The following is a 14,017-nucleotide window of genomic DNA, read 5'->3' as shown; positions in this document are numbered from 1 at the left end:
GCACGATCGCTCTCGCGAGCAGGCTCGCTCCACCAGTACGGTACAAAAACCTGTGGGAGCGGGCTTGCTCGCGAAGGCTTTTTCCGCCACGCCGACACCCTACCGGGCCGACACCTCAGCCGGCTTCACCGCCCCAGGCTTCAACACCAGCCACAATGCCGCCGCGATCAACACTCCGCCATACAGATGCGCCATGCCCAGCGGCTCATCCAGCAGCAACGCCCCCCACAGCACGCCGAACGGCGGGATCAGGAAGGTCACGGTCATGGACTTCACCGGGCCGATGGCACTGAGCAGTCTGAAATAAAGGATGTAGGCCAGCGCGGTACACACCAGGCCCAAGCCCAACAGCGACAGCCAGACGCTCCAGCCTCCCCAACTGGCCGGTGGCTGGCTGATGACGCTGTAGCCGAACAATGGCAGCAGAAACAACGTGGCACCGAACATGCTGCCCAGGGCCGAGAGGCGGCTGTCGAGCCCGCCTTGATGATCGAGCCAGCGACGGGTCAGGAAGCCGGCGAAGCCATAACAGGTGGTAGCCATCAGGCAGGCGAGGGCGCCCATCAGCAGTTGCAGGTCGAACGCCACTGGCCCGGCACCGGTCAGGATGCCCACGCCCAAGAGGCCGAGGAACACGCCGCTGACCTTCGCCACGGTAAGCTGTTCGCTGAAGAACAGTCCACCGATCAACACGCCCATCAGAGGCGTCGTAGCGTTGAAGATCGCCGAATAACCCGCCGGCAGCACCTGGGCCGCCAGGGAATAGAACGTGGCCGGGATGCCCGAGTTGATCAGGCCCAGCACCATCACCACCTTCAGCTTGCCGCGAAAACTCCAGTCGACACGCATCAGCGCCAGGATCACCAGCAAGCCGACGAAGGCGATGGAGACGCGAAAGAAGGCGGTGGGGATCGTGCCGATGACCGGGGCGATGATGCGCATGAACAGGAAGCTAGCCCCCCAGATGGCGGCCAGTGACAGCAGGCGCAAGATGTCGACGAGGTTCACAAGTCATTCCTTCCTTGATGGGCTGGCAAGTGTCGCCGCCCTCCAGGCCGATGGCAACGGTTGCGTTGCCGACGGATTGGCCTCTAAGCTCAGTCGCCAATAACAAGATGACCCGTCGAGGTTCCCGATGCCCCAGCCATGGCCCGCCACCGAAATCGCCCGTTCGATTCTCGACGGTTTCGACGATTATCGTGAGCATTTCCGGCAAATCACCGATGGCGCCCGGGCCCGGTTCGAGCAGGCCCGGTGGCAGGAGGCGCAAGCGGCTTCGGCGGCGCGGATCAATTTGTATGAAGAGAAAGTCTTCGAAACCGTCGCCCGGCTGCGCAAGGCTTTCGACGCCGAAGCGCTGATGGACGTCAGCTGCTGGCCTCTGGTGAAAAGCGCCTACATCAGCCTGATCGACCTGCGTTTCGACGATGAACTGTCCGAAACCTGGTACAACTCGATCTTCTGCGGCCTGTTCAGCCACGACCTGATCAGCGACGGCACGATGTTCATCCACACCACCCGGCCCAGCCTGCGCCGAGCCCGTGCTGCCCAGACCCGCACCTACAAGCCTCAGGGCCAACTCGACCGGATGCTGGCGCAGATCTTTGCCGATTACCGTTTCAGCGAGGACTATGCCGACCTGCCGGGTGATTTGCAGCGTCTCGAAGCCCAGCTACGAGAGAACCTGCCGGACTGGGTCTGCAAGGACCCCGAGCTGACGGTGGAGCTGTTTTCTTCGGTGCTCTATCGCAACAAAGGCGCCTATCTGGTGGGCCGGATCTACACCCGGGATGACCAATGGCCCCTGGTCGTTCCGCTGCTGCATCGCGAGGGCCGGGGCATCCAGATCGACGCGCTGATCACGGACGAGGCCCAGGTGTCGATCATCTTTTCGTTCACGCGTTCCTACTTCATGGTGGATGTGCCGGTGCCCGCGGAATTCGTCGGCTTTCTCAAGCGCATCCTGCCGGGCAAGCACATTGCCGAGCTGTACACCTCCATTGGTTTCTACAAGCATGGCAAGTCCGAATTCTATCGGGCCTTGATCAATCACCTGGCCAATACCGACGACCAATTCATCATGGCGCCCGGTGTGCGCGGCATGGTCATGAGTGTGTTCACGCTGCCGGGTTTCAATACCGTTTTCAAAATCATCAAGGACCGTTTTTCCCCCTCGAAAAACGTCGACCGGGCCACGGTGATCGAGAAGTATCGACTGGTGAAAAGCGTCGACCGGGTCGGGCGCATGGCCGATACCCAGGAGTTCGCCGATTTTCGCTTTCCGTTGAGCAAGTTCGAGCCGGCGTGCCTGGAGGAGTTGCTGGAGGTCGCGCCGTCGACGGTGTCGGTGGAGGGCGACACGGTGTTGATCCGCCACTGCTGGACCGAGCGGCGCATGACACCACTGAACCTCTACCTGGAGAACGCCAGCGAAGCCCAGGTGCGTGAGGCACTGGAAGACTATGGTCTGGCCATCAAGCAACTGGCGGCGGCCAATATCTTTCCCGGAGACATGCTGCTCAAGAACTTCGGCGTGACCCGTCACGGCCGCGTGGTGTTCTACGACTACGATGAAATCTGCTTCCTGACCGAAGCCAACTTCCGCCATATTCCCCAGCCGCGCACGCCGGAAGATGAAATGGCCTCCGAGCCTTGGTACTCCATCGGACCGCTGGACGTCTTCCCCGAGGAGTTCCCGCCGTTCCTGTTCGCCGACGCCGGACAACGCAAGTTGTTCGACCAGATGCACGGCGAGCTGTACAACGCCGACTACTGGAAAGGCCTGCAGGAGGCGATCCGGGCCGGGAAGGTAATCGATGTGTTTCCGTACCGGCGCAAGGGATAGAAGCCGCTTCAAGGTTCAAGCGGCAAGTTTCGAGTTTCCGGCCAACGCAGCTTGCAACTTGCAGCTTGCCGCTTGAAACTTGCCGCTGCTCCTTTTCCCTTGCGTACCTGATGACTGACCAAGCCCCCGCTATCGACAAGTTGCTGAAAAACCTCGACCACGCCATGCTCGCCGACCGTCACCGGTTGCGGCGCCAGTTGCTCGAGCTGCGCAAGAAACCCGATGAGGCGAAACTCGCCCAATGGGTGACGCGCATGCAAGCGTCCTGTGATCAGGTGCTGGCGCGCAAGGCCAGCCTGCCGGTGATCCGCTACGACGACAACTTGCCGATCGCCGCCAAGCGCGACGAGATCAAGCAGGCGTTGCTCAAGCATCAGGTACTGATCATCGCCGGTGAAACCGGCTCAGGCAAAACCACCCAATTGCCGAAGATCTGCCTGGAAATCGGTCGCGGCCAGCATGGCTTGATCGGCCATACCCAGCCACGCCGTATCGCCGCCCGCAGCGTGGCCAGCCGCGTGGCCGAGGAACTGGGCACGCCACTGGGCGCGTTGGTGGGCTATCAGGTGCGGTTCGAGGACCAGAGCGACGCCAATACGTTGGTCAAGCTGATGACCGACGGGATCCTGCTGGCCGAAACTCAGAATGACCGTTACCTGGAACGCTACGACACCATCATCGTCGACGAAGCCCACGAGCGCAGTCTGAACATCGACTTCCTGCTGGGTTACCTGAAAACCCTGCTGCCGCGCCGCCCGGACCTGAAGGTCATCATCACCTCGGCGACCATCGACCTGGAGCGCTTCTCCAAACACTTCGATGACGCGCCGATCGTCGAGGTTTCCGGTCGCACCTTCCCGGTGGAAACCTGGTATCGCCCGCTGACCCTGGAGCAGGACGAAGAGGGCAACCGGGTCGAGGATGACCTGACCGTCGACCAGGCGATCCTCGCCGCCCTCGATGAAATCGCCGCCCATGAGCGCAGCGAGCGCCGCAGCCCTGGCGATGTGCTGGTGTTCCTGCCGGGCGAACGGGAGATTCGCGACGCGGCGGAGATGCTGCGCAAGGCCCAACTCAAGCACACCGAAATCCTGCCGCTCTATGCGCGTTTGACGCCAGCCGAGCAGCAGCGGATTTTCCAATCCCATCCGGGGCGGCGTGTAGTGCTGGCAACCAACGTCGCCGAAACCTCGCTGACCGTACCGGGTATCCGCTATGTGATCGACAGCGGTACCGCGCGCATCAGCCGCTACAGCTATCGCGCCAAGGTCCAGCGCCTGCCCATCGAGGCCATTTCCCAGGCCAGCGCCAACCAGCGCAAGGGTCGCTGCGGGCGGGTCGAGCCGGGGATTTGCATACGTTTGTACAGCGAGGAAGATTTCCTCGGCAGGCCGGAATTCACCGATCCCGAGATTCTGCGTACCAACCTGGCGGCGGTGATCCTGCAGATGCTGCACCTGCGCCTGGGCGAGATCACCGACTTCCCGTTCATCGAACCGCCGGACGGCAAGGCCATCAGCGACGGTTTCAACCTGCTGCAAGAATTGTCCGCAGTGGACCGCAACGGCCAGCTGACCCCGCTGGGCCGCCAGTTGGCGCGCTTGCCGGTGGATCCGCGCATGGGTCGCATGCTGCTGGAAGCGGCGAAGCTCGGCAGCCTTCAGGAAGTGCTGATCGTCGCCAGCGCCATGTCGATCCAGGATCCGCGCGAACGCCCACCCGAGCGCCAGCAGGCCGCGGACCAGGCCCATGCCCAATGGAAAGACACGGATTCGGATTTCGCCGGGCTGGTCAATCTGTGGCGCGGTTTCGAAGAGCAGCGCCAGGCGCTGACTGCCAGCCCGCTGCGCAACTGGTGTCGCAAGAACTTCCTCAATTACCTGCGCCTGCGGGAATGGCGCGATTCCCATCGTCAACTGAGCCTGATCTGCCGCGATATGCAGTTGAGCCTCAACAAAGAGCCGGCGGACTACCCGAAGCTGCACAAAGCGGTGCTGTCGGGCCTGCTCAGCCAGATTGGCCAGAAGACCGAAGACGGCGATTATCTGGGTGCCCGTCAGCGACGCTTCTGGGTCCATCCGTCATCGGGCCTGGGCAAGAAACGTCCGCAATGGCTGATGACCGCCGAGCTGGTGGAAACCACCAAGCTGTATGCGCGCATGGTCGCCAAGATCGAGCCGGACTGGATCGAACCGCTGGCCGGACACCTGATCAAGAAAAACCACTTCGAACCCCATTGGGAGAAGAAGCGCGGGCAGGTGGTGGCGTATGAACAGATCACTTTGTTCGGGCTGATCGTGGTCGGACGCCGGCCGGTGCATTACGGCCCGGTGGACCCGGTGGTGTCGCGGGAGCTGTTTATCCGCGAGGCGTTGGTGCGCGGCGAGATCCAGTCCCGGGCCAAATGCCTGGGAGCCAACACCAGGCTTCTGGAACAACTCGACGAACTGGAAGCCAAGGCGCGCCGCCGCGACATCCTGGCGGACGAAGAAACCCTGTTCGCTTTTTACGACGCACGGTTGCCGGCCGAGATTCACCAGACGGCGACCTTCGACAGCTGGTATCGCATCAACAGCCAGAAAGACCCACAGCTGCTGATCATGCGCGAGGAGGACGTGCTGGCGCGTGACGCCAGCGAAGTCACCGCCGCGCATTTTCCCGACACCTTGCGCGTCGGCGACCTGACCTTGCCGCTGAGCTATCACTTCGAACCCAACCACCCCCGCGACGGTGTGACCCTGCGAGTGCCGGCGCCGCTGTTGCCGATGCTGCCGCCGGAACGCCTGGAATGGCTGGTACCCGGAATGATCGAGGCCAAGTGCATCGCCCTGGTGCGCAACCTGCCCAAGGCCCTGCGCAAGAATTTCGTGCCGGTGCCGGATTTCGTCAAGGCCGCGCTGCAACGCATCACTTTTGCCGAAGGCTCGTTGCCCCAATCCCTGGGTCGCGAATTGCTGCGCATGACCGGGGCGAGGGTGAGTGACGAAGCCTGGGCTGAGGCGGCGCAGCAGGTGGAAAGTCACCTGCGCATGAACCTGGAGATCGTCGACGGCCAGGGCAAGTTTCTCGGCGAAGGCCGCGATCTGGCCGAATTGACGGCGCGGTTTGCCGAAGCCAGCCAGGCCGCATTGGCCGTGCCGCAGACGGCCAAGAGCCAGGCGCCCGTGGAGGCGAAGGTCTTCGCGCCGGTGGCGGAAAAAACCCAGCAAAAAATTGCCGGGCTGTCGATGACGGTGTATCCGGCCCTGGTGGAAGAGGGGGGCGTGGTCAAGGAGGGCCGTTTCCCGACGCCCGCCGAAGCCGAATTCCAGCATCGCCGCGCCTTGCAGCGCTTGCTGATGCAGCAATTGGCCGAGTCGGCCAAGTTCCTGCGGGGCAAATTGCCGGGATTGACCGAGCTGGGCCTGCTCTACCGCGAGCTGGGGCGTATCGACAGTTTGGTGGAAGACATCCTGCTGGTGAGCCTCGACAGTTGCGTGCTGGAAGGCGAGGCGAGTCTGCCCCGTGACGGCGCCGCGCTGGCTTCCCTGGCCGAGCGCAAGCGTGGCGGCTGGACGGAGCACGCCGAGCGCCTGGCGAAGCTGACCCTGGACATCCTCAAGCTCTGGCACGGCCTGCAAAAACGCTTCAAAGGCAAGATCGACCTGGCCCAGGCCGTGGCCCTGAACGACATCAAGCAGCAGCTCAGCCATTTGGTGTACCCAGGTTTCGTGCGCGAAACCCCGCATCAATGGCTCAAGGAACTGCCACGTTATCTCAAGGCCATCGAACAGCGCTTCGAGAAACTGGGCAGTCAAGTACAGAAGGATCGGGTCTGGAGCGGCGAGTTGTCGACGCTCTGGACCCAATACCAGGCCCGCGCGGGCAAACATGCCCAGGAAGGCAAGCGTGATCCGCAACTGGAACTGTACCGCTGGTGGCTGGAGGAGTACCGGGTGTCGTTGTTCGCCCAACAGTTGGGGACCAAGGTGCCGATTTCGGACAAGCGCCTGAGTAAGCAGTGGGGGCAGGTCGAACCCTGAAGCTGACACAAACCGCTGTGGGAGCGGGCTTGCTCGCGAATGCGGTGTATCAATCGACATAGAATTTGGATGGACCACCGCTTTCGCGAGCAAGCCCGCTCCCACAAGTGTTTTGTGTTGTCAGTAAGGGAGAATGGGCCAAACGCCAGCGTTTATGGCAAACTTCGCGCCTATAAGTGCCGGTCCCGTGGTTTTGAGCTTCAATGCCTACGGGCGGATCGGAATAAAGCGAGGCCAGGTCTGCTTCCCCGGGATGGGAAAAGACCCTTTGCGTGTTGGCACGATTGTGCCAATGCTTTCTGCCTGAACAGATCAGAGACACGACCATGCATAACGTCGTCATCAGTGGCACCGGCCTGTACACCCCGGCCAACAGCATTTCCAATGAAGAGCTGGTGCAATCTTTCAACACCTATGTCGCGCAATTCAATGCGGACAACGCCGAGGCCATCGAGCGCGGCGAAGTGGAGGCCTTGACCGAATCCAGCGCGGCGTTCATCGAAAAGGCCTCTGGCATCAAGAGCCGCTTCGTCATGGACAAGGACGGCATCCTCGACCCGCAACGCATGACCCCACGCCTGCCGGAACGCTCCAACGAGCAGTGGTCGGTACTCTGCGAAATGGCTGTCGGCGCCGCGAAACAAGCCCTTGAGCGTGCCGGGCGCACCGCCGCCGACATCGACGGCGTGATCGTCGCCTGTTCCAACTTGCAGCGCGCTTACCCGGCCATCGCCATCGAAGTCCAGGAAGCCTTGGGCATCGACGGTTTCGGCTTCGACATGAACGTGGCCTGTTCCTCGGCGACCTTCGGCATCCAGGCCGCGGCCAACAGCGTACAACTGGGCCAGGCGCGGGCGATCCTGATGGTTAACCCCGAAGTGTGCACCGGCCACCTGAACTTCCGCGACCGTGACAGCCACTTCATTTTCGGCGACGCAGCCACCGCCGTGATCATCGAACGGGCGGACCTGGCGACTTCGCCGTATCAGTTCGACGTGGTCAGCACCAAACTGCTCACCAAGTTCTCCAACAATATCCGTAACAACTTTGGTTTTCTCAACCGGGCGGCCGAGGAAGGGATCGGCACGCGGGACAAGCTGTTCGTCCAGGAAGGTCGCAAGGTCTTCCGCGACGTCTGCCCGATGGTGGCCGAGCTGATCGGGGTTCATCTGGAGGAAAACCAGCTGGACGTCGGTGAAGTGAAGCGCTTCTGGCTGCACCAGGCCAACCTGAGCATGAACCACCTGATTGTGCGCAAGCTGCTGGGCCGGGAAGCCACCGAAGAGGAAGCCCCGGTGATCCTCGACACCTACGCCAACACCAGCTCGGCCGGTTCGGTGATTGCATTCCACAAGTACCAGGACGACCTGCCCAGCGGCACGGTCGCGGTACTCAGCTCGTTCGGCGCCGGTTATTCGATTGGCAGTGTGATTCTGCGCAAGCGTTGATCTTGTGGGAGCAAGGCCTTGCTCCCACAAGCCCCGCTCCCACAGATCGGACAGGATGTTGAATGACGGCCGGTGATGACACCCAACTGCTCCAACGCCTCCTGGCCGGCGAGCAGCAGGCCTACAAAGAGCTGGTCAGCACCTACCAGGGAGCGATGCGCGCCGTGGCGTTCGCTATTGTGGGCAGCCGCCATGCCGATGAAGTCGTGCAGGACGCCTGGCTGTCGGTAGTGCGCAATCTCGACGGGTTCCAGGGCCGTTCCAGCCTCAAGACCTGGCTGCTGACCATCACGGCCAACGCGGCCAAGGGACGCTATAAACAAAATCGTCGCGAAGTATTGCTCGACGATCTTCCGGCGCCCCACGGCACCCTCGGCGAGGATCGCTTTGCCGCCGATGGACACTGGCTGCTGGCGCCGTTCGCCTGGCACCAGGACACGCCGGAAGCGCTGCTCACGGAGAGCGAATTGCGCGATTGCCTTGAACACACCTTGCTCAGCCTCTCGGAGCTGCAAGGCAGCGTGCTGACCCTGCGCGAGCGCCAGGGGCTGGAGCTGGAAGAAATCTGTAACCTTCTCGATATCTCGCTCTCCAACGTACGCGTGCTGTTGCATCGCGCCCGATTGAAAGTTTTCGCGACTGTTGAACATTTCGAGGAAACCGGCGAATGCTGACCTGCAAGGAACAAGTAGCGCGCTCCAGCGATTACCTCGACGGACAACTGACCTTCCGTGAACGCCTGATGGTGCGCCATCACCTGATGTTCTGCCCCAATTGCCGGCGCTTCATCCGCCAGATGCGCCTGATGCAGGCAACCCTCAGGAAGCTTCCCGTAGCACCGGTGCCGAACCTGGACCACCTCGCGGAAAAACTTGCCGCCGAGCGCCGTAGAGCCCACCGCTAAACCCCGAGACGCCCCCAACCTTGTGGGAGCGGGCTTGCTCGCGAATGCGGTGGTCCATCCAACTTCGATGTCGATTGATACACCGCTTTCGCGAGCAAGCCCGCTCCCACAGGGGTCATCGGTGTTTCCAGTTATTTCTTTTCGAAGTAAAAAGTTCCGCTGTCATGAAATCTTTATGTGATGGCAACCTGCCTGACACAACCGGTCGCCAAGATCCCCTCCCAACACCAGCGGGCCCGTTTCCGCGTGTTTTCTAACGCATAGACTACCAACAGGGGAATTCTTCGATGATCCGTAAGCACTTCGCAGGTTTTGCCGCCAGCGCGCTGGCAATGGCAGTAACCGCCCAGGCTTTCGCCGGCACCGTCACCACCGACGGCGCCGATATCGTGGTCAAAACCAAGGGCGGCCTTGAAGTCGCCACCACTGACAAAGAGTTCAGCTTCAAGCTTGGCGGTCGTTTGCAGGCTGACTACAGCCAGTTCGATGGGATCTACACCGACAACGGCAACTCGGCCGATGCCGCTTACATCCGTCGCGCCTTCCTGGAACTGTCCGGTGTGCTGTACACGGATTGGGCCTACACCATCAACTACGACATGTCCCACAACAGCGGCGACTCCGACAACGGCTACTTCGACGAAGCGTCCCTGGCCTACAACGGCTTCAAGCCGGTCTCGATCAAAGTCGGTCGCTTCGACCCCGATTTCGGCCTGGAAAAAGCCACCAGCTCCAAGTGGGTGACTGCGCCTGAGCGTAACGCCGCCTACGACCTGATCGATTGGACCAACAGCCACCAGAACGGCCTGGGCCTGCAAGCGTCCAGCACCTTCGCCGATTCGTTCTACGCCTCGGCCGGTGTGTTCAGCAAGGACACCGACGACACCGACGGCGACAGCGTCAAGCAAGTCAACGGCCGTTTTGTGTTCGCGCCGATGCATGACGCCGGCAATGTGCTGCACTTCGGTGTGAACGTGGCTTCCCGTGATGTTTCCGACACCGTATTCGACGCACGCTATCGTTCCCGCCTGGGCATGCGTGGTGTTGAAACCCTCGGCGGCAACGATGCCGGTCCGAACGGCAACCGTCCTGTACTGGGCGGCGCCAACAACTCGCCAGCAGGTTCCTACGACCGCGATACCGCGTTCGGCCTGGAAGCCGCCTTTGCCATGGGCCCGGCCTCGATCCAGGGTGAATACATCACTCGCAAGACCAAGGCTGACGCCGACGGTTTCGAAGACATCAAGGGCCACGGTTTCTACGTGCAGGGCGCCTACACCCTCACTGGCGAGTCCCGTGGCTACAAGGTCGGCAAATTCGATTCGATCAAGCCTCAGAACAAGTCCATCGGTGCCTGGGAACTGTTCTATCGCTTTGACAGCCTGACCGTCGAGGACGACAACATCACCACGGCCTCGGCCACCCGTGAAGTGGGCGATGCCGAAGCCAAGGTGCACAACCTGGGCGTGAACTGGTACGCCAACGAGGCTGTGAAAATCACCGGCGCTTACATCAAGGCCAAGACCGACAAAGTCACCAACGCCAACGGTGACGACGATGGTGACGGCTTCGTGGTCCGTGCCCAGTACGTGTTCTGAGTCGCGCTGACCTGATACAGAGCGCTTTCTTCATCCGTTAAAGCTCCTTTCAACCCCGCTCCGGCGGGGTTTTTTTATGGTGCGCGGGCCGAGATCGGCGATACTCGCCCCATCCGCAGTCTGGAGATCGGGGAACCGCATGCCGCTACACGTCCTGGACAACCTGTCCGCCATCGCGCCGCATGAGTGGGACGCGTTGGTGCCCATCAATCAACCGTTCCTGCGTCACGCTTTCCTCGGCGCATTGGAGGACAGTGCCAGCCTCGGGCCGCAATCCGGCTGGCAACCCGAGCATTTGCTGCACATCGAAGAGGGTCGTTTGATGGCGGCCTTGCCCAGTTATCGCAAGTGGCATTCATACGGCGAATACGTGTTCGATCACGGCTGGGCCGACGCCTGCGCCCGTGCCGGGATCGACTATTACCCCAAGCTGTTGACGGCGGTGCCATTCAGCCCGGTCAGCGGGCCCCGGCTGCTGACGGCGCGGCTGGAGGATGGTCTGGAGCTGCTTGGCTGCCTGCCGGGCTATCTGGAGATCGAGGGGCTTTCCAGTGCCCACATCAACTTCACCGACACCTTTACCGACACGGCGCTGGCCGGGCAGGAAGGTTGGCTGCAGCGGATCGGCTGCCAATATCACTGGCAGAACCGGGGTTACCGGGACTTCCAGGATTTTCTCGACGCCCTCAGTTCCCGAAAGCGCAAGCAGATGCGCAAGGAGCGCGAGCAGGTGGCGGGGCAGGGGATCGAATTCGAATGGCTTGCGGGGCATGAGCTGGACGAGGCACTGTGGGATTTCGTCTACGCCTGTTACGCCAATACCTACGCGGTGCGCCGTCAGGCGCCGTACCTGACCCGCGCGTTTTTCAGCCTGTTGGCCGAACGCATGCCCGAGGCGATTCGCGTCGTCCTGGCCAAACAAGGCGCCCGTCCCGTGGCGATGGCGTTCAGCCTGGTGGGCGGCGACAGTTTCTATGGGCGTTACTGGGGTTGCCTGGCGGAGTTCGACCGCTTGCACTTCGAGACCTGTTTCTACCAGGGTATGGATTACGCGATTGCCCAGGGCTTGCAGCGCTTCGATGCGGGTGCTCAAGGCGAGCACAAATTGATACGCGGGTTCGAGCCGGTGATTACCCGGTCGTGGCATTACCTGCGCCATCCGGGGCTGAAAGCGGCGGTGGAGGATTTTCTCGTCCGTGAACAGGAAGGGGTGTTGACCTATGCCGAAGAGGCCAGGATGGCACTGCCGTATCGGCAGTGCTGATATCGGCTGACCGCCACGGTGAGTCAGCAGTCAGCGCCTTATTCCTGGGGTCAAGCCGCACCTCTCAATTCAGTCGATCCCCACGAACCCACCCGTCTGATGCTGCCATAACCGCGCATACAGCCCGCCATGAGCCAGCAGTTCGGCATGGCTGCCCGTTTCGGCGATGCGACCGTTCTCCAGCACTACGAGACGGTCCATCCGGGCGATGGTCGAGAGGCGGTGGGCGATGGCGATCACGGTCTTGCCCTGCATCAGCGTTTCCAGGCTCTCCTGGATCGCGGCCTCCACTTCCGAGTCCAACGCCGAGGTCGCTTCGTCCATGATCAGGATCGGTGCATCCTTGAGCAGGACTCGGGCAATGGCGATGCGCTGGCGCTGGCCACCGGACAGTTTCACGCCGCGCTCGCCCACATGGGCATCGAAGCCGGTACGGCCCTGGGCGTCGGAAAGCAACGGAATGAATTCATCGGCACGGGCCTTGTGTACCGCTTCCCAGAGTTGCGCGTCGGTGGCGTTGGGTTTGCCGTAAAGCAGGTTGTCGCGAATCGAGCGGTGCAGCAGCGAGGTGTCCTGGGTGATCATGCCGATCCGCTCGCGCAGGCTTTCCTGGCTCACTTCGGCGATGTCCTGGCCGTCGATGAGGATGCGGCCACCTTGCACGTCATAGAGACGCAGCAGCAGGTTGACCAGGGTGGATTTGCCCGCGCCGGACGGGCCGATCAGGCCGATCTTCTCGCCGGCCCTGATGGTCAGATTCAGGTCGCTGATCACGCCGCTTTTCTTGCCGTAGTGGAAGTCCACATGCTCGAAACGCACCTCGCCACGGGCGACCGCCAGTGGCTTGGCGTGTTCGCGGTCGGTGACACTGACCGGCTGGGCGATGGTCTCCAGGCCGTCCTGGACCATGCCGATATTTTCGAAGATGCCGTTGACCACCCACATGATCCAGCCGGACATGTTGACGATGCGGATCACCAGCCCGGTGGCCAGGGCAATGGCGCCGACGCTGATCAGCGACTGGGTCCACAGCCACAACGCCAGGCCGGTGGTGCCGACGATCAACAGTCCGTTCATGCTGGTGATGACCACGTCCATGCTGGTCACCACACGGCCGGCCAACTGGGCTTTTTCGGTCTGTTCCTGGATCGCTTCGCGTGCGTACTGTTGTTCGAAGTTCGTGTGGGCGAACAGCTTCAGGGTGGTGATGTTGGTGTAGCCGTCGACGATCCGGCCCATGAGCTTGGAGCGGGCGTCGGACGACACCACGGAACGTTCCTTGACCCGCGGCACGAAGTAATAGAGCGCGCCGATGTAGGCGGCGATCCACAGCAGCAGCGGGATCATCAGGCGCCAGTCGGCTTCGGCGAACAGTACCAGCGAACTGATGGCGTAGATCAGCACGTGCCACAGCGCGTCCACGGCCTGTACCGCTGAGTCGCGCAGGGAGTTGCCGGTCTGCATGATGCGTTGGGCGATACGTCCGGCGAAATCGTTCTGAAAAAAATTCAGGCTCTGCTTGAGCACGTAGCTGTGATTCTGCCAGCGGATCAGGCTGGTCATGCCGGGGCTCAGGGTCTGGTGCACCAGCAGGTCATGCAGCGCCACGAAGATTGGCCGCAGGATCAGCGTCACCACCGCCATCCACGCCAGTTCCAGGCCGTGGATCTTGAAGAAATCGACGTTGGGCGTGCCTTGGGCCAGGTCGATGATGCGGCTCAGGTAGCTGAACAGCGCCACTTCGATCAATGCGCCGACCAATCCCACCACCAGCAGGACGGCGAAGCTTGGCCAGACTTGTTTCAGGTAATACGTGTAGAAGGGCAGGACGCGGTTCGGTGGGGCCGAGCTGGGGGCGTCGCGGAAGATGTCGATCAGTTTTTCGAAACGGCGGTAAACCATGAATTAACAGCCCGGGCAGGGCTCTCCTTTGTGC

9 protein-coding genes are annotated in these 14,017 nt (G+C 61.8%); 7 read left to right on the top strand and 2 right to left on the bottom strand.

Going from position 1 to position 14,017, the window contains the following annotated elements:
* Nucleotides 1-99 precede the first annotated feature (99 nt).
* Nucleotides 100-1,008 (bottom strand): DMT family transporter, encoded by a 909-nt coding sequence (locus LCU97_RS03010; RefSeq protein ID WP_053155782.1) that lies wholly within the window; start codon nt 1,006-1,008, stop codon nt 100-102.
* A 127-nt stretch (nt 1,009-1,135) separates the two neighbouring features.
* Here LCU97_RS03010 and aceK point away from each other — a divergent pair, with 127 nt between their 5' ends.
* The 7 genes from aceK to LCU97_RS02975 all read left to right on the top strand — a co-directional run bounded on the left by aceK (nt 1,136) and on the right by LCU97_RS02975 (nt 12,081).
* On the top strand, nt 1,136-2,845 hold the full coding sequence (gene aceK, locus LCU97_RS03005; protein ID WP_053155780.1) for a bifunctional isocitrate dehydrogenase kinase/phosphatase: 1,710 nt from the start codon (nt 1,136-1,138) through the stop codon (nt 2,843-2,845).
* Nucleotides 2,846-2,955: 110 nt separating this feature from the next.
* Nucleotides 2,956-6,867 (top strand): ATP-dependent RNA helicase HrpA, encoded by a 3,912-nt coding sequence (hrpA, locus tag LCU97_RS03000; protein ID WP_232775505.1) that lies wholly within the window; start codon nt 2,956-2,958, stop codon nt 6,865-6,867.
* Nucleotides 6,868-7,193: 326 nt separating this feature from the next.
* Nucleotides 7,194-8,315, top strand: coding sequence for a beta-ketoacyl-ACP synthase III (locus LCU97_RS02995; protein ID WP_232775504.1), 1,122 nt, complete (start codon nt 7,194-7,196; stop codon nt 8,313-8,315).
* Between the two features lie 62 nt (nt 8,316-8,377).
* On the top strand, nt 8,378-8,989 hold the full coding sequence (locus LCU97_RS02990) for an RNA polymerase sigma factor (RefSeq protein ID WP_232775503.1): 612 nt from the start codon (nt 8,378-8,380) through the stop codon (nt 8,987-8,989).
* Nucleotides 8,983-9,219 (top strand): anti-sigma factor family protein, encoded by a 237-nt coding sequence (locus tag LCU97_RS02985; RefSeq protein WP_232775502.1) that lies wholly within the window; start codon nt 8,983-8,985, stop codon nt 9,217-9,219. The genes LCU97_RS02990 and LCU97_RS02985 overlap by 7 nt, the downstream gene beginning before the upstream one ends.
* A 287-nt stretch (nt 9,220-9,506) precedes the next feature.
* On the top strand, nt 9,507-10,817 hold the full coding sequence (locus tag LCU97_RS02980) for an OprO/OprP family phosphate-selective porin (RefSeq protein ID WP_053155770.1): 1,311 nt from the start codon (nt 9,507-9,509) through the stop codon (nt 10,815-10,817).
* 139 nt (nt 10,818-10,956) lie between these two features.
* Nucleotides 10,957-12,081, top strand: coding sequence for a GNAT family N-acetyltransferase (locus LCU97_RS02975; RefSeq protein WP_232775501.1), 1,125 nt, complete (start codon nt 10,957-10,959; stop codon nt 12,079-12,081).
* A gap of 69 nt (nt 12,082-12,150) precedes the next feature.
* Here the strand turns inward: LCU97_RS02975 and LCU97_RS02970 are convergent, their stop codons facing one another.
* Entirely contained in the window at nt 12,151-13,983 is a 1,833-nt protein-coding gene (locus LCU97_RS02970) for an ABC transporter ATP-binding protein (protein ID WP_232775500.1), read from the bottom strand.
* Between the last annotated feature and the right edge of the window lie 34 nt (nt 13,984-14,017).

The organism is Pseudomonas uvaldensis (genome assembly GCF_021271205.1).
Lineage (GTDB): Bacteria > Pseudomonadota > Gammaproteobacteria > Pseudomonadales > Pseudomonadaceae > Aquipseudomonas > Aquipseudomonas uvaldensis.
This window is presented reverse-complemented; position numbering and strand designations above follow the sequence as displayed.